We start from the raw sequence: 19866 nt of genomic DNA, 5'->3' as shown, positions 1-19866 counted from the left end.
CGGGCGCACGGTGTGCCCGGAACGGAAGCCGGTGAAAGACGAGCCCGGTGGGCTCAGTGGAAGAGCTTGGCGAGGTCGGCCGCCTTGCCCACGTCGCTCGCGGCGGGTGCCTCGATCTTGGGAGCGGCGCCCAGGCCGGAGTACTTGACCGTGACGGTCGACTTCTCGCCGCCCTTGTCGCCGTACTCCTTGAGCTGCACGAGCTCCTGCTTGGCGTTGATCCAGAGGTCGACGGTCAGCGTCTTGCCGTCCTCGTCGAGCGACTTCTGCACGGCGGCCCGCTGGTCGGCGCTGAGCGCTCCCAGGCCCTCGACGAGCTTCGCGGTGTCCTCGACCGCGTGGAAGTGCGTGGTCTGGACCCCGTCGACGGTCTCCGGTCCGACCTTGGTCGGCTTCCCGGCCTGGGCCGCGACGGTCAGCTGCAGGACCGGGTTGACCATCTGTGCGGTGGTCAGGAAGACCCCGGCCGTCGGCCCGAGCACCGGGTCCTTGGGGTCCATCCTGGCCCAGTGCCGGCCGCCCAGCGCGGCCGTCGCGGGGCCGCCGCCGAGGTAGAGGTCGTCACCGATGACGCGGGCCTTGGTGCCGCCGCTCCCCTGGCCGACCAGGTCGACCGCGAGCTTCTGCCGCCAGTCGGCGGCGCCGGTGCCGGTGTCCTCGGGCGTGACCACGCTGATGCTGCCGTTGCCGGCCTTCTGCATCACCAGGGCCGAGGCCGCCAGCGCCGCCTTGGGATCGAGGTCGGCCACCTGGCCGGCGAGCGCGTCGGCCGCGGACTTCGGATCCGTCCTGGCGTCGGACGTACCGCTGCTGCTGCAGGCCGCCAGGGCGGCGACCAGGACGGCGGACGTGGCGACGACGGCACCGAGCCGCAGAGCGTGCATGAGCAGATCCCCCCGTTGCGACCCGGTCCCGGGCCGTTCCCAGCAGACTCTAACCAATCACCGAGCCCGCTCCCCACCGGATATCCCCGGCCGGGTCACCCCGCCGCGGCCGGGCCCTCCGGGGGTGTCCCGGTCTCCGAGACGTCGGTCGTGGTGACCACGGTTCCCGCGCTGCCCCGGGCGGTGGCGCGGAGTCTGAGCAGGTGGTCGCCGGGCGCGACCCAGAAGTCGTAGCCGATCGTGGTGACCCCGCGCTCGCGGTAGTACACCAGCACCGCGGCGAGCCGCGCCTCGCCGATCCCCTCGTCCGCGGCGAAGAACTCGGCGACCGAGGCCGAGCCCTGGTAGTGCGCCACGGTGGTGCCGGCCAGTTGCTCGCCGCCGAGCGAGGTGAGCTTGCCGGCCAGCGCCATGGCGTGGGCGCGGCCGCCCGGATTGCTGACCAGTCCGGTGAACCAGCCGCCCGCGTACCCTGCGCCGTTGCCGCGCGGGTCGAGCGACTCGGCGTCGGCCCGCTCCGCGCGCCGGCCCGGGGCCCCGTCGTACCCGAGGTCGAGGGTGCCGTCCTGGACCCGGAGCCGGCCGCCGCCCCGCTCGTCGGTGACGGTCAGGTCGGCGTCGTCCCGGGCTCCCCAGGACACCGTGCCGGAGGCGGTGCGGCGCCCGTCCGGCCCCTCCTCCACCGCCTCGATCCGCGCGCCGCCCACGTCGTCCAGGGCCTGCGCGGCCGAGAGCAGCACCTGCTTGGGCGGCCGGACGGTCGCGGCCCCGTCGTCCGGGGTGCGGTCCCCCGAGACGGCCATCAGACTGCAGGCGGTCAGGGCGCCGGCGAGCAGCAGCAGGGCGGCTCCCTGGGCGGCGGGGCGAAGGGCGGGCGGCACTGCACACTCCGGCGGTCGGCTCAGGGTCGAAGGTCCGGTCATATCGTCGGACCGGCCGAGCGTACGACGCGGGGCGCGCCGCTCGACCCCCGCGCCGGTCTCGATCCGGACACAACCCACCCGCGGCGCCCGCCTCCGCCACCGGCGGACCGCCCCCGGACACGACGGCGGGCCCGCACCCCCGAAGAAGGGGTACGGGCCCGCCGTACGGACTGCTGCTGCGCCCAGGACGCGGCTACCGGTCGGAGCCCATGGCTCAGACGGCGGCCGGGTCCTCCTCGACCAGGAGGTTGCGGGTGCGGTTCGGGTCCACCGGGATGCCGGGGCCGATGGTGGTGGAGACCGCGGTCTTCTTGATGTAACGGCCCTTGGCGGCGGACGGCTTGGCGCGGAGCACCTCGTCCAGCGCGGCGGCGTAGTTCTCGACCAGCTGCTCGTCGGTGAAGGAGACCTTACCGATGATGAAGTGCAGGTTCGAGTGCTTGTCGACGCGGAACTCGATCTTGCCGCCCTTGATGTCGTTGACGGCCTTCGCGACATCCGGGGTGACGGTGCCGGTCTTCGGGTTCGGCATCAGACCACGGGGACCGAGCACGCGGCCGAGGCGGCCGACCTTGCCCATGAGGTCCGGGGTGGCGACGACGGCGTCGAAGTCCAGCTTGCCCTTGGCGACCTCGTCGATGAGCTCGTCGGCACCGACGATGTCGGCGCCCGCAGCACGCGCGGCCTCGGCACGCTCGCCGGTCGCGAAGACCAGGACCCGAGCGGTCTTACCGGTGCCGTGCGGGAGGATCACGGTGCTGCGGACCATCTGGTCGGCCTTGCGCGGGTCGACACCCAGACGCATGGCGACCTCGACGGTGCCGTCGAACTTGGTGGTGCTGGTCGCCTTGGCGAGGCGGATGGCCTCGAGGGGGGCGTAAAGGCGCTGGCGGTCGACCTGAGCGTCCGCGGCCTTCAGAGCCTTGCTGCGCTTCACTGCTGCTCCTGAATGGTGATGGGAGTTGTGGTGCCTCGGGCCTGCGCAGGCCCTACCACGGGGGGCGGGACCGAGACGTCGGTCCCTGGTGGAACGGGGCTGCTCAGCCCTCGATGGTGATGCCCATCGACCGGGCGGTGCCGGCGATGATCTTCTCCGCCGCGTCCAGGTCGTTGGCGTTCAGGTCGGGCATCTTGGTCGTGGCGATCTCGCGGACCTGGGCGCTGGTGAGCTTCGCGACCTTGGTCTTGTGCGGCTCGCTGGAGCCCTTGTCGACGCCCGCGGCCTTCAGGATGAGGCGCGCGGCCGGCGGCGTCTTCGTGATGAAGGTGAAGCTGCGGTCCTCGTAGACCGTGATCTCCACCGGCACGATCATGCCGCGCTGCGACTCGGTCGCAGCGTTGTAGGCCTTGCAGAACTCCATGATGTTGACGCCGTGCTGACCCAGCGCGGGGCCGACCGGCGGCGCCGGGTTGGCCGCACCGGCGTTGATCTGGAGCTTGATAAGCCCCGTGACCTTCTTCTTCTTGGGAGGCATGTCTCTCCGGGTCCTTCCGAGAGGTGATTGCTGGTGTGTGCCGAAACCGGGGCGACACCCGGTCGCCAGCACACACATCGGACCAGGTTAACGCGGATGCGCCGCTGGACCAAAACGGCTTTCGGGGCGGGAGCCGCAGCCCCCGCCCCGAAAGCCGAAGAACGGGACGACTAGTTCTTCTGGATCTGGTCGAAGGAGAGCTCCACCGGGGTCTCCCGGCCGAAGATCTCGACCAGGCCCTTGACCTTCTTGGAGTCGGGGTTGATCTCGTTGATGGTCGCCTGCAGGGTGGCGAAGGGGCCGTCGGTGACGGTGACCGAGTCGCCGACCTCGAAGTCGAGCACCTGGACCTCGACCGGGCGCACCGGCGAGGCCTTGCCGGCCTCCTTGGCCGCCTGGCGCTCGACGTCCGGGGCGAGCATCTTGACGACCTCGTCCAGGGTCAGCGGGTACGGGTCGTAGGCGTTGCCGACGAAGCCGGTGACACCGGGGGTGTTGCGCACGACGCCCCAGGACTCCGGGGTGAGGTCCATGCGCACCAGGACGTAGCCGGGGAGCTTGTTCTGGCGGATGGTCTTGCGGTCGCCGTTCTTGATCTGGACGACCTCCTCCTGGGGCACCTCGGCCTGGAAGATGTACTCCTCCACGTTGAGGGAGACCGCGCGCTGCTCCAGGTTCTGCTTCACCCGGTTCTCGTAGCCGGCGTAGGTGTGGATCACGTACCACTCGCCGGGCATGAAGCGCAGGTCCTCGCGGAACTTGGCGACCGGGTCGACCTCGACGGCCGGCTCGACGGCCTCGGCCTCGTCCTCGGCCTCGTCCTCGGCGACGGGCTCCTCGTCGGACTCCTCGGACTCCACGTGCAGCGCGGCCTCCTCGGCGGGCTCGCCGGCCTCGGCCTCGTCGTACGCCTCGGCCTCGTCCTCGTCGCCGTCCGCGGCGTCCACGATCTGCTCGGCGGACTCGGCGTCGTCAGCCAGCTCGGCCGCGTCCAGCTCGGCGGCGACATCCGCCTCGCGGACGGTCTCGTCGGCGTCGTACAGGGGGGACTCAGACACGGTGGCTGCTTCTTTCCTGGAGATGGTGAAGGTGGCGCGCTCCGGGACCGCTCCGGCGCCGCTCGCTCGCGCGGGCGCCGACGGATGCCTCGGAGACTTCAACAGTACCGAGTCAACGGTAGCGGCCCCGTACGTCCGGCGCCGACAGCTCGACCCGGGCCGAAGAATCGGCCCGGGTCGGGAGGCTGTGGTGGAGGTCGTGCGGCTCGGTCAGCCGAAGATCCAGAGGCTGAGCTTCGAGAAGCCGTAGTCGAGGCCGGCCACGAAGGCCATCACGACGACGACGAAGACGACCACGACGGTGGTGTAGTTGACCAGCTCGTTGCGGCTGGGCCAGACGACCTTGCGCAGTTCGGCGATGATCTGGCGGTAGAAGAGGGCGAGACGGGCGAACACGCCCTTCTTGGCGCGCTTGCCGGACTTCTTCTCGCCCCGCTTGCGGTCGCGACGCGACTCGCCGCCGGCAGGCGTGGTCTCGGCAGCGCCGTCGGCACCCTCGGGGTTGCCGCTCTCAGGCGTTGCGGTGGAGCCCGTGGTCTCCGTCACTCGTCCTCACCTGAATCCGGGTCCTGCCGATCATCACCTGCGTACCCGATCGGGCACGAGCGGCCGGCTTAAGCGGTGCTGTTCGGTGCCCTCTCCGCATCAAGCCCGCTCGCTCTGTGGAGCGAACGGGCTGAATGCGGATCAAGCAGCAGGGCAAGAGGGACTCGAACCCCCAACCGCCGGTTTTGGAGACCGGTGCTCTACCAATTGAGCTATTGCCCTACGGTGCCTCGCGGCTCCAGTAGCGGCCACCAACGTACCGCATCTTCCGCCGCTGTATGCACAGGTGGTGGAAGCTGTGGCTTCTCGGTGGCCGTCGAGGAGTGAGTGTACGTGGTCGAGGGGTGTTTGGTCGAACCTCTTCCGCTTCCCGGCCGGTCCCGGGCGGTTTCCCCCCGCTCCGGCCCCGACCGCTCCGGACCGCGGCCGGGGCCGGAGCGGGCACCGGATCACGGGCGGGATCACGGGCCGGAGTGCGGCCGCGATGCGGACGGGCCCGTACATATGGTGAAACCACCGCACCCGGTCCGTCCCGGTTCTGCGACCATGCAGGCATGAGCGCTTCCACCCCGCAGCCCGACAGTTCCGTCCGCCCCGCCGACCGGCGCGTCTCCGCCCGGATCGGTGCGATCGCCGAGTCCGCGACCCTCGCCGTGGACGCCAAGGCCAAGGCCCTCAAGGCGGCCGGCCGGCCGGTGATCGGCTTCGGCGCCGGCGAGCCGGACTTCCCCACCCCGGACTACATCGTCGAGGCCGCCGTCGAGGCCTGCCGCGACCCCAAGAACCACCGCTACACCCCCGCCGGCGGCCTGCCCGAGCTGAAGGCCGCCATCGCCGCCAAGACGCTGCGCGACTCGGGCTACGAGGTGGACCCCGCCCAGATCCTGGTGACCAACGGCGGCAAGCAGGCGATCTACGAGGCCTTCGCCGCGATCCTCGACCCGGGCGACGAGGTCATCGTCCCGGCGCCGTACTGGACCACCTACCCGGAGTCCATCCAGCTGGCCGGCGGCGTGCCGGTGGAGGTCGTCTCGGACGAGACCACCGGCTACAAGGTCTCGGTCGAGCAGCTGGAGGCCGCCCGGACCGAGAACACCAAGGTCGTCCTCTTCGTCTCCCCCTCCAACCCGACCGGCGCGGTGTACACCCGGGAGGAGGCCGAGGAGATCGGCCGCTGGGCGCTGGAGCACGGCCTCTGGGTGCTGACCGACGAGATCTACGAGCACCTGGTCTACGGCGACGCGTCCTTCACCTCGCTGCCGGCCCTGCTGCCCGAGCTGGCCGACAAGTGCATCGTCGTCAACGGCGTCGCCAAGACCTACGCGATGACCGGCTGGCGGGTGGGCTGGGTGATCGGCCCCAAGGACGTCGTCAAGGCCGCGACCAACCTGCAGTCGCACGCCACCTCGAACGTCTCCAACGTCGCGCAGCGCGCCGCGATCGCCGCCGTCACCGGTGACCTCTCCGCCGTGCACGAGATGCGCACCGCGTTCGACCGCCGCCGCCGGACCATCGTGAAGATGCTCAACGAGATCGAGGGCGTCGTCTGCCCCGAGCCCGAGGGCGCCTTCTACGTCTACCCGTCGGTCAAGGCCCTGCTCGGCAAGGAGATCCGCGGCAAGCGCCCGCAGACCTCCGGCGAGCTGGCCGCGCTGATCCTGGACGAGGCCGAGGTCGCGGTCGTCCCCGGCGAGGCCTTCGGCACTCCGGGCTACCTGCGCCTGTCGTACGCGCTGGGCGACGCCGACCTGGTCGAGGGCGTCAGCCGGATCCAGAAGCTGCTCGGCGAGGCCACCGCCTGACCGACCTCCCGGCGACACCCGGGCAGCCGCCCCCTTTTCACCCCTTCGGGGGATGGGAAGGGGGCGGTTCCCGTATCGGGGCCGGATGCGGCAGGATCGGCGAATGGAACGCCTGTTGAATCCGCGAGACGTCAGGGACCTCCCCAAGGCCCACCTGCACCTGCACTTCACCGGCTCGATGCGCCCGGCCACCCTGCTGGAACTGGCCGACAAGCACGGCGTCCGGCTGCCCGAGGCGCTCAGCTCCGGCGAGCCGCCCAGGCTGCGGGCGACCGACGAGCGCGGCTGGTTCCGGTTCCAGCGCCTCTACGACACCGCCCGCTCGGTGCTGCGCGACGAGGCCGACATCCGCCGGCTGGTGCTGGAGACCGCCCAGGACGAGCGGCGGGACGGCTCGCGCTGGCTGGAGATCCAGGTCGACCCGACCTCGTACGCCCCGCGGCTGGGCGGTCTGATCCCCGCCCTGGAGCTGATCCTGGACGCGGTGGAGCACGCCTCCGCGGCCACCGGTGTCGGGATCCGGGTGCTGGTGGCGGCCAACCGGATGAAGTCCCCGATGGACGCCCGGACGCTGGCCCGGCTGGCCGTCCGCTACGCCGACCACGGCGTGGTGGGCTTCGGCCTCTCCAACGACGAGCGCCGCGGCCTCGCCCGGGACTTCGACCGGGCCTTCGAGATCGCCCGCAAGGGCGGCCTGCTGGCCGCCCCGCACGGCGGCGAGCTGGCCGGCCCGGAGTCCGTCCGGGACTGCCTGGACGACCTCGGCGCGGGCCGGATCGGCCACGGCGTCCGGGCCGCGGAGGATCCGCGGCTGATGCAGCGGCTGGCCGACCGTCAGGTGACCTGCGAGGTCTGCCCGTCCTCCAACGTCTCGCTGGGCGTCTACGAGCACGCCGAGGACGTGCCGCTGCGGCGGCTGTTCGACGCGGGCGTGCCGCTGGCGCTGGGCGCCGACGACCCGCTGCTCTTCGGCAGCCGGCTGGCCGACCAGTACGAGCTGGCCCGCGACGTGCTCGGCTTCGGCGAGGCCGAACTGGCCGAACTGGCCCGCCAGTCGGTCCGCGGCTCGTGCGCGCCGGAGAGCGTGCGCAAGGAGCTGCTGGCGGACATCGACGCCTGGCTGGGGGACGGCGCCGCTACAGCGTGACGCCGACCATCACCGGCTCGTTCACCAGCTCCACGCCGAAGGCCGTCCGCACGCCGTCCCGGATCTCCCGGGCGAGTGCGAGCAGGTCCTCGGCGGTGGCCGCGCCGCGGTTGGTGAGGGCCAGGGTGTGCTTGGTCGAGAGGGTGGCCGGGCCGCTGCCGTAGCCCTTGCCGAAGCCCGCCCGGTCGATCAGCCAGGCGGCCGAGGTCTTGGTGCAGCCGTCCGGCGCCGGGTAGGCGGGGGCGGTGAGCTCGCGCTGGGCGGTCAGGGCCAGGAAGGCGGCGTACTGCTCGGCGCTGAGCACCGGGTTGGTGAAGAAGGAGCCGGCGGACCAGGTGTCGTGGTCGGCCGGGTCCAGCACCATGCCCTTGCCCGAGCGCAGCCGCAGGACGGCGCCGTGGGCGTCGGCCAGCGGGACCGGCGCGCCCGGCTCGACGCCGAGGTGGCGGGCGGTCTCGGCGTACCGGACGGGGGTGGAGAGCCCGGCGTTGTCCTCCAGCGCGAAGCGGACCCGCAGGACCACGTAGCGGTCCGGGTCGGCCTTGAAGCGGCTGTGCCGGTAGGAGAAGGCGCACTCGGCGTTGGAGAGGGTGACCACCCGGTCGTCCCGGCGGTCGTAGGCGACCACCTCGGTGATCGACTGGGCCACGTCCTGACCGTACGCGCCGACGTTCTGCACCGGGGTGGCACCCGCCGAGCCCGGGATGCCGGCCAGGAACTCGATGCCGGCCAGGCCGCGCTCCACCGTACGGGTGACCGCGTCGGCCCAGACCTCGCCGGCGGCCAGCTCCAGGACGGTGCCGTCGAGGGCGAAGCCCTCGGTGGCGATCCGCAGCACGGTGCCGGGGAAGCCGGCGTCGCTGATCACCAGGTTGGAGCCGCCGCCGAGGACGAGCAGCGGCTCGCCGGCCGCGTCCGCCTCGCGGACGGCGGCGACCACCTCGTCGTCGGTGGTCGCGGTCACCAGGCGGCGGGCCGGGCCGCCGAGCCGGAGGGTGGTCAGCGGGGCGAGGGGGGCGTCGAGTTCTACCTGCACGCCCCCAGCGTACGGGGAGGGGCCGGGCGGCCCCTCCCCCACCGCGCGCTCAGGCCAGGCGGACGACGGCGCGGGACATGCCCAGCACCTTCTGGCCGCCGTAGGTCGCCACCAGGTCGACCTGGACCGTGCGGTCCTCCAGCAGCTTGGCCACCTTGCCGGTGACCTCGATCACGGAGCCGACGCCGTCGTCGGGCACCGGCACCGGGCGGGTGAACCGCACGCCGTACTCGACCACCGCACCCGGGTCGCCGACCCAGTCGGTGACCACCCGGACGGCCTGGGCCATGGTGAACATGCCGTGGGCGATGACGTCCGGCAGGCCGACCTCCTTGGCGAACCTCTCGTTCCAGTGGATCGGGTTGAAGTCGCCGGAGGCGCCCGCGTACTGCACCAGCGTGGCGCGGGTCACCGGGAAGGACTGCGCGGGCAGCTCGGTGCCGACCGCGGTCTCGTCGTAGCGGATCGCCATGGCGTTACTCCCCTGCCTCGTCGGCGGCCCGGGCCACCAGGGTCATGACCGACGTCACCACGTGCTCGCCGCTCGCGTCGGTCACCTCGCCGCGCACGGTCAGCACGTCGTTGCCGGCGAGGGACTTGATGTTGTCGATGGTCACCTCGACCGAGAGCCGGTCGCCGGCCCGCACCGGGCGGGTGTAGCTGAACTTCTGGTCACCGTGCACCACGCGGGTGTAGTCCAGGCCCAGCTGAGGATCCTCGACCACCTGGCCGGCCGCCCGGTACGTGATGACGAACGGGAAGGTCGGCGGGGCGATGACGTCGGGGTGGCCCAGCGCCTTGGCGGCCTCCGGGTCGGTGTACGCCGGGTTGGCGTCGCCCACGGCGACCGCGAACTCGCGGATCTTCTCCCGGCCGACCTCGTACGGCTCGGTGGGCGGGTAGGTCCGCCCGATGAAGGAGGGGTCGAGCGCCATGGGCAACTCCTCGGAAGTGCGTGCGGGTGACGCGTGTGCGGGTGACAAAAAGACTCCGGGCCACACCCTGGAGGGGTGCGGCCCGGAGTCGGAGACCTGAATCACACAGGCCCGGTGACACGCGACAGGGTCAGCGGGTCTCGCGGTGCGCGGTGTGCGAGTTGCAGCGGGGGCAGTGCTTCTTCATCTCAAGACGGTCCGGGTCGTTGCGCCGGTTCTTCTTGGTGATGTAGTTCCGCTCCTTGCACTCCACGCAGGCCAGCGTGATCTTCGGGCGGACGTCGGTGGCAGCCACGGGAGTGCCTTCCTTGGACAATGAATAAGAACACAACAAGAGTAGCCGACCGGGAGTGCGATCTCCCGACCGACTACGCGGGGTAGCGGTGACCGGACTTGAACCGGTGACACAGCGATTATGAGCCGCTTGCTCTACCAACTGAGCTACACCGCCACAGTGAGCAGGACGCCAGCCGGAGCTGACCCCTTTTCACCAGAGCCCCCATGCGGAATCGAACCGCAGACCTTCTCCTTACCATGGAGACGCTCTACCGACTGAGCTATAGGGGCGAACGAGGAAGACATTACACGTTCCGCGCCCAGAGGTGAAATCCGTATCCCGCCGCGAAGTCCGCAGGTCGGCGGGCTGCACGGTCGAGCGATCGAAGGCCGGGTGTTCGAGCGGCCTCCGGCGGTGCGGCCCGACGCGATACGACTATTGCCCGCCTCCCCGCCGCCCGCGTCCGTGCGCCATAGGCTCGACCCTCATTGATCGGGACGGGCCGGGCCCCGCACGGGCCAGCGCGAGGAGGAGCCGGGCGATGGACAGCGCAGCCGCCGACGGGCCGCACTCCGGGCCCGGCCCGTCGGCCAACCCCCTCGGGCACGGCCCGGTCCTGCTGCTCACCGATGCCCGGCTGGCCGACGGCCGGGTGGTGGACGTGCGGATCAGCGGCGACCGGATCCAGGCCGTCGGCACCACCGGCAGCCTCGGCCCGCTGCCCGCCCTGCCCGGCACCCCCACCGCCACCACCGGCGCCCGGATCGACCTCAAGGGCTATCTCCTGCTGCCGGCCCCCGCCGAGGCGCACGCCCACTACGACGCCGCCTTCGCCGCCGCGCTGCCCGCCCCGCCCCCGGACACCTCGGCCGACCTCACCCGGCGGGTCACCGAGGCCGCGCTGACCTCGCTCGGCTACGGCGCCACCGCACAGCGCACCCACGTCCGGATCGGCGACGTGCACGGGCTGGGCCGGCTGGAGGCGGTGCTCACCGCGCGGCAGGCGCTGCGCGGGCTGGCCGAGCTGCAGGCGGTCGCGATGCCCCGGCTGCTGACCGGCCGGGCCGGGGCGGACGGCCGGGCGCAGCTGCGCGACGCGCTGAAGCTGGGGGCGACGGCGGCCGGCGGCTGCCCCGAGCTGGACCCGGACCCGGCGGGGTACGTCCAGGTGCTGCTGGACGCCGCCCGGGAGGCGGACTGCCCGGTGGACCTGCACACCACCGGCACCGACCCGGCGCAGCTGGCCCGGCTGGCCGGCGCGCTCGCGCCACTGCGGCCCCGGGTGGTGCTCGGCCCGTGCGGGGCGCTGGCCCCGGGCGCCTCGACGGTGCTGGCCACCAGCGGTGTCCGGGTGGTCTGCCTGCCGCAGAACGGCTGCTGCACCGGGCTGGAGGGCCGGGCCCCGGGGATGCGGCCGGGACTGCTGCGCGAGCTGGTGACGGCCCGGGTGCCGCTGGCCGCGGGCAGCGGTTCGCTGCGCGACCCGGCCAATCCGGTCGGGCGGGCGGATCCGCTGGAGGCCGCGTACCTGCTGGCGTCGGGCGGGGTGCTGGACGCGGAGGCGGCGTACGACGCGGTGGCCAACCAGGCGCGGGCGGCGCTCGGGCTGCCGCCGGTGCGGGTGGACGCCGGGTTCCCGGCGGAGCTGCTGGCGGTGCGCGGGGACAGCCTGGCGGGCGCGCTGGCCGGCGGGCACAGCCGCCTGGTGGTGCACAGCGGACGGGTCGTCAGCCGCACCAGTGCGGTGCGGGAGTTCGCGGACACGGTGGCGCTGGCGCTGCCCCGCCAGTCGGGGAGCCCGGGCGGGGGCTGAACCGCCCGGGCGGCTCCTGACGGCCCGTCGACGGGGGCGCCGCTCAGGGTTCGAAGCGGTAGCCGATGCCGGGTTCGGTGATCAGGTGCCTTGGGCGGGCCGGGTCGCGCTCCAGCTTGCGCCGCAGCCCGGCCAGGTAGACCCGCAGGTAGTTGCCGCGCCCCTCCTGCGCGGGGCCCCAGACCTCGCGCAGGATCTGCCGCCCCGGCACCAGCCGGCCCGGGTGGGCGAGCAGCAGCGCGAGGATCCGCCACTCGGTGGGGGTGAGCCGGACCGGGCCGTGCGGGCCGGTGACTGTGGTGGCCGCGAGGTCCACGGTGTGGTCGCCGATCACCGGCGCGGCCGGGGCGGTCGCGCCCGGCAGCCGGCGCAGCACGGCGCGCAGCCGGGCCAGCAGCTCCTCCATCAGGAACGGCTTGGTGAGGTAGTCGTCGGCACCGGCGTCGAGCGCGTTCACCTTGTCGGTGGCGTCGCAGCGGCCGGAGAGCACGATGATCGGGACGGCGCTGCGGCGGCGCAGGCCGCGGATGACCTCCATGCCGTCCAGGTCGGGCAGGCCGAGGTCGAGCAGGACGGCGTCGGGCGCGGTGTGCGCGGCCCGGTCCAGGGCCTCGCCGCCGCTGGCGGCCGTCCGGACGGCGTACGCACGGGCGCTGAGGTTGATCCGCAGGGTGCGCAGCAGCGCCGGTTCGTCGTCGACGATCAGGATCTCACTCATGGTCGGGACCCCCGGGGCGTGCGGCGGGCAGGGTGAGCAGCATCGTGGTGCCGCCACCGGGCGTGTCCTCGACCTCCAGGCTGCCGCCCATGGCCTCGGCGAGGCCGCGGGAGAGGGCGAGGCCGAGGCCGACGCCGGTGGTGTTGTCGGTGTCGCCCAGGCGCTGGAAGGGGAGGAAGACCCGGTCGCGGTCCTCGGGGGCGATGCCGGGGCCGCGGTCGATCACCCGGACCTCGACCCGGTCCTGGTGGTGGCTGGCGGTGACCAGGACGGGTGCGCCGGGCGCGTTGTGGCGCAGGGCGTTGGTGATGACGTTGGCCAGGACGCGTTCCAGCAGCGGCGGGTCGGCGAGCACCGCCGGGGCGGTGTCGAGGTCGAGCGGCCGGACCGGCGCGTACGGGTCGGCGAGGGTGTCCAGCGCGCGCGGAAGGATGTCGTCGAGGTGGGTCTCGGCGAGGTGCAGGGTGAGGGCGCCGGCCTGGAGGCGGCTCATGTCGAGCAGGTTGTCCACCAGCCGGGTGAGCCTGACCAGCGATTCGTCGGCGGTGGCCAGCAGTTCGGCCTGGTCCTCGGGCGAGAACTCCACGTCGGGGCTGCGCAGCGAGCCGACCGAGGCGAGGGCCGCGGCCAGCGGGGTGCGCAGGTCGTGGCTGACGGCGGCGAGCAGGGCGGTGCGCATCCGGTCGGCGGCCTTGATCGGTTCGACCTCGGCGGCGACCACGGCGAGCCGGTCGCGTTCGAGGGCGGCGGCGACGTGGGCGGCGAAGGCGGTCAGCACGCGCTGGTCCGCGGCGGGCAGCCGGCGGCCGGTGAGGACCAGCACCGCGTCGGGGCCGACCGGGACCTCGGTGGCCTCCGTCGCCCGGCCGGGCCCGGGCCGGCTCTCGCTCTCGCTGGCGGCCAGCACCTCACCGCCGGTGCGTTCCAGCAGGGCGACGGAGTCCATGCCGAAGGCGGTGCGGGACTTCTCCAGCAGGACGGGCAGGGCGGAGCCCGCGTCCGGGCCGCCGAGGTGCGGGGTGCGCAGCACGCTGCCGGCCAGGGTGGAGAGGGTCTCGGCCTCGGCGGTGGCCCGGGCGGCCCGGGTGGTGAGCCGGCTCGCGTGGTCGACCACGGTGGAGACGGTCAGCGCGACGGCGGCGAAGACGATCAGGGCGACCAGGTTGTTGGTCTCGCCGATGGTCAGGGTGTGGACGGGCGGGATGAAGAAGTAGTTGAGCAGCACCGAGGCGACCACCGAGGCCAGCAGCGCCGACGTGGCGCCGCCGAGCAGGGCGACCGCGACGACGCCGAGCTGGAAGATCAGGGCGTCGGTGGTCAGGTTGACCGTCTCGTGGAAGCGGGAGAGGACGACGGTGAGCAGCGAGGGCACCGCCAGGCCCGAGGCGAACCCGGCGACGGTGCGGCGCCTGGAGTGGCGGCGGCCGAGCGAGGGCAGCCGGCCGCGGCCGGTGAACTCGTGGGTGACCATGTGGACGTCGATGTCCTCGGAGGCGTCGACGGTGGTCTCGCCGATCCCGGGGCCGGTGAGGAAGCGGTTGAGCCGGCCGCGGCGGCTGGTGCCGAGCACCAGCTGGGTGGCGTCGTGGGCGCGGGCGAAGGCGAGCAGCGAGGTGGGGATGTCGTCGCCCACGACCACGTGGTAGCTGCCGCCGAGGGTCTCCACCAGCTGCCGCTGCTGGGCGAGCGCGCCGGAGGAGGCGCCGGCCAGGCCGTCGCTGCGGGTGACGTGGACGGCGATCAGGTCGCCGCCGGCGGTGCGGTCGGCGATCCGGGCGGCGCGCCGGATCAGCGTCTCGCCCTCGGGGCCGCCGGTGAGGGCGACCACGACGCGCTCCCTGGTCTCCCAGACCCGGTCGATGTTGTGACTGGCCCGGTAGTCGCGCAGCCCCTCGTCGACCCGCCCGGCGACCCAGAGCAGGGCGAGCTCGCGCAGGGCCGTCAGGTTGCCGACCCGGAAGTAGTTGGAGAGCGCGGCGTCCACCTTCTCCGCCCGGTAGACGTTGCCGTGGGCCATCCGGCGGCGCAGCGCCTGCGGGGCCATGTCGACGAGTTCGATCTGGTCGGCCCGGCGGACCACCTCGTCCGGGACGGTCTCGCGCTGCGGGATGCCGGTGATCTTCTGGACGACGTCGTTCAGCGATTCCAGGTGCTGGACGTTGACCGTGGTGATGACGTCGATCCCGGCGGCCAGCAGTTCCTCCACGTCCTGCCAGCGCTTGGCGTGGCGCCCACCGGGGATGTTGGTGTGGGCGAGCTCGTCCACCAGGACGACGGACGGCTTGCGCGCGATGACCGCGTCGAGGTCCATCTCCTCGAAGTCCGATTCGCGGTAGGAGCGTCGGACGCGGGGCAGGACCTCCAGGCCGGTGAGCATGGACTCGGTGTTGCGGCGGCCGTGGCACTCGATGTAGCCCACCACGACGTCCGCGCCCCGCTCCTGTCTGCGGCGGGCCTCGTCCAGCATCCGGTAGGTCTTGCCGACACCGGGGGCGGAGCCGAGGTACACCCTCAGCCGGCCGCGGCGGGGGCCGCTGCCGGGGGCGAGGTCGCGGGCCATGGACGCTGCTCTTTCGTCTTCGGGGCGGGGTCGGGGCGTGCGGCGGCCGACCCGGGCGCGGGGCGGTGCCCCTTGCCCGGGTCGGCCCGGTCTCACGGATCCGATCGGATGTCCGTCACTTCTGTTCCGCCAGCGCGGTGTTGAGCAGGACGACGTTGACGCCCTCCTGTCCGAGGAAGCCGAGCGAGCGGCCCTCGGTGTACTTCTCGACCAGCCTGTTCACCGTGTCGACCGGGAGGTTGCGTTCCTTGGCGATCCGGTGGACCTGCTCCTCGGCGTAGGCCACGGAGATGTGCGGGTCGAGGGAGGAGCCGGAGGCGGTGAGCGCGTCCACCGGCACGCTGGCCGGGTCGACGCCGTCGAAGGCGGCGACCGCGGCCCGGCGGTCCTCGATCGTCTTGGTGAGGTCCTCGCTGTTGGGGCCCTGGTTGGAGGCGCCGGAGACCTTGCCGTCGTACTTGTTGGCCGAGGGGCGGGGCTGGAACCACTTCGGGTCCGGCCGGGCCTGCTCGTTCTCGTCGTCCGGGTTCTGCTTGGGCAGGTCGTAGTTCTGGCCCAGCAGGCTGGAGCCGATCTCCTTGCCGTCGGCCGTCTTCACGATCGAGCCGTTGGCCTTCTGGCCGAAGGCGGCCTGGGAGATGCCGGTGACCAGCAGCGGGTAGGCGACCCCGAGGATCACCGTCATCACCAGCAGCATCCGCAGTGCGCTGAAGTGCGTGCGCAGGAGGGTGGGCAGGGGCTTGGACATTCCGGGAACTCCTCTCTCAGCTCAGGCCGGGGATGAACTGGACGACCAGGTCGATCGCCTTGATCCCGACGAAGGGGACGACCAGACCGCCGAAGCCGTAGATCCCGATGTTGCGGCGCAGCAGCGAACTGGCGTCGGACGGGCGGTACTTCACCCCGCGCAGGGCGAGCGGGATCAGGCCGACGATGACCAGGGCGTTGAAGACGATGGCCGAGGTGATCGCGGACTGCGGGCTGTGCAGGCCCATGACGTTGAGCTTGTCCAGGCCCGGGTAGACCGCCGCGAACATCGCCGGGATGATCGCGAAGTACTTCGCGACGTCGTTGGCGATGGAGAAGGTGGTCAGCGCGCCGCGGGTGATCAGCAGCTGCTTGCCGATCTCGACGATCTCGATCAGCTTGGTCGGGTTGGAGTCCAGGTCGACCATGTTGCCGGCCTCCTTGGCCGCCATGGTGCCGGTGTTCATCGCGACGCCGACGTCGGCCTGGGCGAGGGCGGGGGCGTCGTTGGTACCGTCGCCGGTCATCGCGACCAGCTTGCCGCCCTCCTGCTCCTTCTTGATGAGGGCCATCTTGTCCTCGGGGGTGGCCTCGGCGAGGAAGTCGTCCACGCCCGCCTCCTCCGCGATCGCCTTGGCGGTCAGCGGGTTGTCACCCGTGATCATGACGGTCTTGATGCCCATCCGGCGCAGCTCGTCGAAGCGCTCCCGCATGCCCTCCTTGACCACGTCCTTGAGGTGGACCACCCCCAGGACACGGGCGGGCTCGGCGCCGGTCCTCGTCGCCACCACGAGCGGCGTGCCACCGGCGGCGGAGATCCCGTCGACCAGTGAGGAGACCTCCAGGCCGACCGAACCGCCCTGCGCGACGACCCAGTTGGTCACGGCGTTGGCCGCGCCCTTGCGGACCTGGTGCAGGCCGTCCGCCTCGTCGAGGTCGACGCCGGACATCCGGGTCTGCGCGGTGAAGGGCACCCAGGTGGCGTGCGTCAGCTCGCCCTGGGCCCGGGCCCGCAGGCCGTACCCGGTCTTGGCCAGGACCACGATCGAGCGCCCCTCCGGGGTCTCGTCCGCGAGGGACGAGAGCTGCGCGGCGTCGGCGAGCTCCTCGGTGGAGGTGCCGGGCGCAGGCAGGAACTCGGCGGCCTGGCGGTTGCCGAGGGTGATGGTGCCGGTCTTGTCGAGCAGCAGGGTGTTGACGTCGCCCGCGGCCTCGACGGCGCGGCCGGACATCGCCAGCACGTTGCGCTGCACCAGCCGGTCCATGCCCGCGATGCCGATCGCGGAGAGCAGGGCGCCGATGGTGGTCGGGATGAGCGCCACGATCAGGGCGACCAGCACGATCGTCGACTGCGGCGCACCCGCGTAGGTGGCCATCGGCTGCAGGGTGACCACCGCGACCAGGAAGACGATGGTCAGCGAGGCCAGCAGGATGTTGAGCGCGATCTCGTTCGGCGTCTTCTGCCGGGCGGCGCCCTCGACCAGGGCGATCATCCGGTCGATGAACGACTTGCCCGGCTCCGAGGCGATCTTCACCACGATCCGGTCGGACAGCACCTTGGTGCCACCGGTCACCGCGCTGCGGTCGCCGCCCGACTCGCGGATCACCGGCGCGGACTCGCCCGTGATCGCCGACTCGTCCACCGAGGCCACGCCCTCGACGACGTCGCCGTCACCGGGGATGACCTGCCCGGCCTCCACCACGACGTGGTCGCCGAGCCGCAGCGCGGTGCCGGGCACCTCCTCCTCGGCCTGCGACCTCGGCCAGTCCGTGAGACGCCGGGCCGTGGTCTCGGTCTTGGTCTTGCGCAGCGTGTCGGCCTGCGCCTTGCCGCGGCCCTCGGCCACGGCCTCGGCCAGGTTGGCGAAGATCGTGGTCAGCCAGAGCCAGACGGTGATCGACCAGGCGAACACCGACGGATCGGCGATCGCGGCGACGGTGGTGACCACCGAGCCGACCTCGACCACGAACATCACCGGGTTCTTGACCATCACCCGGGGGTCGAGCTTCCTCACCGCGTCCGGCAGCGAGGCGACGATCAGCTTCGGGTCCAGCAGTCCGCTGGCCACTCTGTGCGGCGCCGCGGCGGGCGCCTCCGGCTGGGCGGCCGGCTTGTCGGTAAGGGTGGACGACATCAGGAGAGACCTTCCGCGATCGGCCCGAGTGCCAGGGCCGGGAAGTAGGTGAGACCGACGACGATCAGGACGACGCCCGACAGCAGGCCCACGAACAGCGGCTTGTGGGTGGGCAGGGTGCCCGGGGTGGCCGGGACGGGCTGCTGGCGGGCGAGTGCGCCGGCCAGGGCGAGGACGAAGACCATCGGCAGGAACCGGCCGAACACCATCGCCAGGCCCAGCGCCGTGTCGTACCAGTCGGTGTTCACCGTGATGCCGGCGAAGGCCGAGCCGTTGTTGTTCGCGGCCGAGGTGAACGCGTACAGCACCTCGGAGAAGCCGTGGGCGCCCGAGTTGAGCATCCCGGCCCGCTCACCCGGCAGCGCCATCGCGACGCCGGTGCCGACCAGCACGATCGCCGGCGTGGTCAGGATGTAGAGGGAGGCGAACTTCATCTCCCGGCCGCCGAGCTTCTTGCCCAGGTACTCCGGGGTGCGGCCGACCATCAGGCCGGCCACGAAGACCGCCACGATCGCCAGCACCAGCATCCCGTACAGGCCGGAACCCACCCCGCCGGGCGCGATCTCGCCCAGCATCATGTTGAACATCGTGATCCCGCCGCCGAACGGCGTGAACGAGTCGTGGAAGGAGTTGACCGCACCGGTCGAGGTCAGCGTCGTCGAGGCGGCGAACAGGCTGGAGGCCGCGATGCCGAACCGCTGCTCCTTGCCCTCCATCGCCCCGCCGGCCGCGTTCATCGCCGCACCCGAGTGCTGCGACTCGAAGAAGGTGATCAGCGCCACCGAGGCAACCCAGAACAGGCCCATCACCGCGACGATCGCGTACCCCTGGCGGTTGTCGCCGACCATCCGGCCGAACGCCCGCGGCAGCGCGAACGGGATCAGCAGGATGAGGAAGATCTCCAGAACGTTGGTGACGCCGGTCGGGTTCTCGAACGGGTGCGCCGAGTTGGCGTTGAAGAAGCCGCCGCCGTTGGTGCCCAGCTCCTTGATGACCTCCTGCGAGGCCACCGGCCCGCCCGGGATCGACTGCGGATCGCCGGCCAGGGTGGCCACCTCGTGGAAGCCGTGGAGGTTCTGCACCACGCCGTTGGCCACCAGGACCAGCGCGAACACGATCGAGAGCGGCAGCAGCAGGCGCAGGCAGATCCGGGTGAGGTCGACCCAGAAGTTGCCCAGCCGGTCGGTGCGGTTGCGGGTGAACCCGCGGATCAGGGCCGCCACGACGGCGATGCCGACCGCGGCGGAGACGAAGTTCTGCACCGCCAGACCCGCCATCTGCACCAGGTGCCCCATCGCCGACTCACCGCTGTAGGACTGCCAGTTGGTGTTCGTGACGAACGAGATCGCGGTGTTCCACGCCTGGTGCCCGGCCATCTGCTCCACCCCGAGGTTCAGCAGCAGGTGCTGCTGAAGCCGGATCAGGCCGTAGAGGAAGAGGACCGAGACGGCCGAGAAGGCCAGCACCGAGCGCAGGTAAACCGGCCAGCGCTGGTCGGCGTCGGCATCGACGCCGACCACCCTGTACAGGCCGCGCTCGACTCTCAGGTGCTTCTTGGAGGTGAGGATTCGGGCGATGTAGTCGCCCAGGGGGCGGTAGCACAGGACCAGCGCGGCCACCAGGGCCAGGACCTGCAACCAGCCCGCGAGAGTGGAGCTCATGTCAGAACTTCTCCGGGTAGATCAGCGCCACGACGAGGTAGCCGACGAGGGCGACGGCGACGATGAGACCTGCGACGTTCTCGGCGCTCACAGCTTCTCCACCCCCCGCGCGATCAGGGCGATGACACCGAACACGGCAACCGTGACGG

19 protein-coding genes and 3 tRNA genes are annotated in these 19866 nt (G+C 72.1%); 3 read left to right on the top strand and 19 right to left on the bottom strand.

What is annotated here, in order from left to right; all coding sequences use genetic code 11:
* Nucleotides 1-53: 53 nt before the first annotated feature.
* The 7 genes from MCM47_RS24265 to MCM47_RS24235 form a co-directional block, all read right to left on the bottom strand.
* Nucleotides 54-884 carry a hypothetical protein gene (locus tag MCM47_RS24265; RefSeq protein WP_238863790.1) on the bottom strand — a complete coding sequence of 277 codons (831 nt, stop codon included), beginning with the start codon at nucleotides 882-884 and terminating at the stop codon, nucleotides 54-56.
* Between the two features lie 95 nt (nucleotides 885-979).
* Entirely contained in the window at nucleotides 980-1765 is a 786-nt protein-coding gene (locus MCM47_RS24260; protein WP_238863789.1) for a hypothetical protein, read from the bottom strand.
* Nucleotides 1766-2021: 256 nt separating this feature from the next.
* Nucleotides 2022-2744 carry a 50S ribosomal protein L1 gene (gene rplA / locus MCM47_RS24255; RefSeq protein WP_238863788.1) on the bottom strand — a complete coding sequence of 241 codons (723 nt, stop codon included), beginning with the start codon at nucleotides 2742-2744 and terminating at the stop codon, nucleotides 2022-2024.
* A gap of 103 nt (nucleotides 2745-2847) precedes the next feature.
* Nucleotides 2848-3282: a 50S ribosomal protein L11 gene (rplK, locus tag MCM47_RS24250; protein ID WP_238863787.1), complete on the bottom strand. Its 435-nt coding sequence runs from the start codon at nucleotides 3280-3282 to the stop codon at nucleotides 2848-2850.
* A 170-nt stretch (nucleotides 3283-3452) separates the two neighbouring features.
* A complete protein-coding gene (nusG, locus tag MCM47_RS24245; RefSeq protein ID WP_238863786.1) occupies nucleotides 3453-4340 on the bottom strand; it encodes a transcription termination/antitermination protein NusG in 888 nt (295 codons plus the stop codon).
* Nucleotides 4341-4550: 210 nt separating this feature from the next.
* Nucleotides 4551-4886: a preprotein translocase subunit SecE gene (gene secE / locus MCM47_RS24240; RefSeq protein ID WP_238863785.1), complete on the bottom strand. Its 336-nt coding sequence runs from the start codon at nucleotides 4884-4886 to the stop codon at nucleotides 4551-4553.
* A 149-nt stretch (nucleotides 4887-5035) separates the two neighbouring features.
* Nucleotides 5036-5108, bottom strand: a tRNA-Trp gene (locus MCM47_RS24235).
* 332 nt (nucleotides 5109-5440) lie between these two features.
* On the opposite strand from MCM47_RS24235, the gene MCM47_RS24230 reads away from it, so the two are divergent.
* Together MCM47_RS24230 and MCM47_RS24225 are read left to right on the top strand one after the other, a co-directional pair.
* Nucleotides 5441-6688 carry a pyridoxal phosphate-dependent aminotransferase gene (locus tag MCM47_RS24230; protein WP_238863784.1) on the top strand — a complete coding sequence of 416 codons (1248 nt, stop codon included), beginning with the start codon at nucleotides 5441-5443 and terminating at the stop codon, nucleotides 6686-6688.
* Nucleotides 6689-6791: 103 nt separating this feature from the next.
* A complete protein-coding gene (locus MCM47_RS24225) occupies nucleotides 6792-7835 on the top strand; it encodes an adenosine deaminase (RefSeq protein WP_238863783.1) in 1044 nt (347 codons plus the stop codon).
* Here the strand turns inward: MCM47_RS24225 and MCM47_RS24220 are convergent.
* The 6 genes from MCM47_RS24220 to MCM47_RS24195 form a co-directional block, all read right to left on the bottom strand.
* Nucleotides 7825-8871 carry a UDP-N-acetylmuramate dehydrogenase gene (locus tag MCM47_RS24220; protein ID WP_238863782.1) on the bottom strand — a complete coding sequence of 349 codons (1047 nt, stop codon included), beginning with the start codon at nucleotides 8869-8871 and terminating at the stop codon, nucleotides 7825-7827. The genes MCM47_RS24225 and MCM47_RS24220 overlap by 11 nt on opposite strands.
* A 49-nt stretch (nucleotides 8872-8920) precedes the next feature.
* Nucleotides 8921-9343 carry a MaoC family dehydratase gene (locus tag MCM47_RS24215; protein WP_238863781.1) on the bottom strand — a complete coding sequence of 141 codons (423 nt, stop codon included), beginning with the start codon at nucleotides 9341-9343 and terminating at the stop codon, nucleotides 8921-8923.
* Nucleotides 9344-9347: 4 nt separating this feature from the next.
* The gene (locus MCM47_RS24210) at nucleotides 9348-9806 is read right to left on the bottom strand and encodes a MaoC family dehydratase N-terminal domain-containing protein (RefSeq protein WP_238863780.1); all 459 of its coding nucleotides are present in this window, start codon (nucleotides 9804-9806) and stop codon (nucleotides 9348-9350) included.
* A 130-nt stretch (nucleotides 9807-9936) separates the two neighbouring features.
* Nucleotides 9937-10101 (bottom strand): 50S ribosomal protein L33, encoded by a 165-nt coding sequence (rpmG, locus tag MCM47_RS24205; RefSeq protein WP_006604855.1) that lies wholly within the window; start codon nucleotides 10099-10101, stop codon nucleotides 9937-9939.
* An 83-nt stretch (nucleotides 10102-10184) separates the two neighbouring features.
* A tRNA-Met gene (locus MCM47_RS24200) sits at nucleotides 10185-10257 on the bottom strand.
* A gap of 43 nt (nucleotides 10258-10300) precedes the next feature.
* Nucleotides 10301-10373 (bottom strand) — tRNA-Thr (locus MCM47_RS24195).
* Between the two features lie 251 nt (nucleotides 10374-10624).
* Here MCM47_RS24195 and MCM47_RS24190 point away from each other — a divergent pair.
* Entirely contained in the window at nucleotides 10625-11896 is a 1272-nt protein-coding gene (locus tag MCM47_RS24190; protein ID WP_238863779.1) for a hydrolase, read from the top strand.
* Between the two features lie 43 nt (nucleotides 11897-11939).
* Here MCM47_RS24190 and MCM47_RS24185 read toward each other — a convergent pair whose 3' ends face one another.
* The 6 genes from MCM47_RS24185 to kdpF form a co-directional block, all read right to left on the bottom strand.
* A complete protein-coding gene (locus MCM47_RS24185; protein WP_238863778.1) occupies nucleotides 11940-12614 on the bottom strand; it encodes a response regulator in 675 nt (224 codons plus the stop codon).
* Nucleotides 12607-15174 (bottom strand): sensor histidine kinase KdpD, encoded by a 2568-nt coding sequence (locus MCM47_RS24180; protein WP_238863777.1) that lies wholly within the window; start codon nucleotides 15172-15174, stop codon nucleotides 12607-12609. The genes MCM47_RS24185 and MCM47_RS24180 overlap by 8 nt, the downstream gene beginning before the upstream one ends.
* Before the next feature lie 115 nt (nucleotides 15175-15289).
* Complete coding sequence (gene kdpC / locus MCM47_RS24175) at nucleotides 15290-15922, bottom strand: K(+)-transporting ATPase subunit C (RefSeq protein WP_238863776.1); 633 nt, start codon at nucleotides 15920-15922, stop codon at nucleotides 15290-15292.
* A gap of 16 nt (nucleotides 15923-15938) precedes the next feature.
* On the bottom strand, nucleotides 15939-18056 hold the full coding sequence (kdpB, locus tag MCM47_RS24170; RefSeq protein WP_238863775.1) for a potassium-transporting ATPase subunit KdpB: 2118 nt from the start codon (nucleotides 18054-18056) through the stop codon (nucleotides 15939-15941).
* On the bottom strand, nucleotides 18056-19717 hold the full coding sequence (gene kdpA / locus MCM47_RS24165; RefSeq protein WP_238863774.1) for a potassium-transporting ATPase subunit KdpA: 1662 nt from the start codon (nucleotides 19715-19717) through the stop codon (nucleotides 18056-18058). Before kdpA ends, kdpB begins: the two co-directional genes overlap by 1 nt.
* 1 nt (nucleotide 19718) lies before the next feature.
* Nucleotides 19719-19808: a K(+)-transporting ATPase subunit F gene (gene kdpF / locus MCM47_RS24160; protein ID WP_238863773.1), complete on the bottom strand. Its 90-nt coding sequence runs from the start codon at nucleotides 19806-19808 to the stop codon at nucleotides 19719-19721.
* Nucleotides 19809-19866: the final 58 nt, after the last annotated feature.

It is taken from the genome of Kitasatospora sp. A2-31, assembly GCF_022288725.1.
In the GTDB taxonomy this organism is placed as follows: Bacteria; Actinomycetota; Actinomycetes; order Streptomycetales; family Streptomycetaceae; genus Kitasatospora.
Note: the sequence above shows the minus strand (reverse complement) of the source record. Positions and strands in the feature narration are given on the sequence as shown.

Bases quoted from the DNA above. Each gene is read 5' to 3' on its own strand.
- MCM47_RS24265 (WP_238863790.1), bottom strand. From the start codon at position 884: ATGCACGCTCTGCGGCTCGGTGCCGTCGTCGCCACGTCCGCCGTCCTG.
- rplK (WP_238863787.1), bottom strand. From the start codon at position 3,282: ATGCCTCCCAAGAAGAAGAAGGTCACGGGGCTTATCAAGCTCCAGATC.
- MCM47_RS24230 (WP_238863784.1), top strand. From the start codon at position 5,441: ATGAGCGCTTCCACCCCGCAGCCCGACAGTTCCGTCCGCCCCGCCGAC.
- MCM47_RS24225 (WP_238863783.1), top strand. From the start codon at position 6,792: ATGGAACGCCTGTTGAATCCGCGAGACGTCAGGGACCTCCCCAAGGCC.
- MCM47_RS24215 (WP_238863781.1), bottom strand. From the start codon at position 9,343: ATGGCGATCCGCTACGACGAGACCGCGGTCGGCACCGAGCTGCCCGCG.
- MCM47_RS24210 (WP_238863780.1), bottom strand. From the start codon at position 9,806: ATGGCGCTCGACCCCTCCTTCATCGGGCGGACCTACCCGCCCACCGAG.
- MCM47_RS24190 (WP_238863779.1), top strand. From the start codon at position 10,625: ATGGACAGCGCAGCCGCCGACGGGCCGCACTCCGGGCCCGGCCCGTCG.
- MCM47_RS24185 (WP_238863778.1), bottom strand. From the start codon at position 12,614: ATGAGTGAGATCCTGATCGTCGACGACGAACCGGCGCTGCTGCGCACC.
- MCM47_RS24180 (WP_238863777.1), bottom strand. From the start codon at position 15,174: ATGGCCCGCGACCTCGCCCCCGGCAGCGGCCCCCGCCGCGGCCGGCTG.
- kdpC (WP_238863776.1), bottom strand. From the start codon at position 15,922: ATGTCCAAGCCCCTGCCCACCCTCCTGCGCACGCACTTCAGCGCACTG.
- kdpB (WP_238863775.1), bottom strand. From the start codon at position 18,056: ATGTCGTCCACCCTTACCGACAAGCCGGCCGCCCAGCCGGAGGCGCCC.
- kdpA (WP_238863774.1), bottom strand. From the start codon at position 19,717: ATGAGCTCCACTCTCGCGGGCTGGTTGCAGGTCCTGGCCCTGGTGGCC.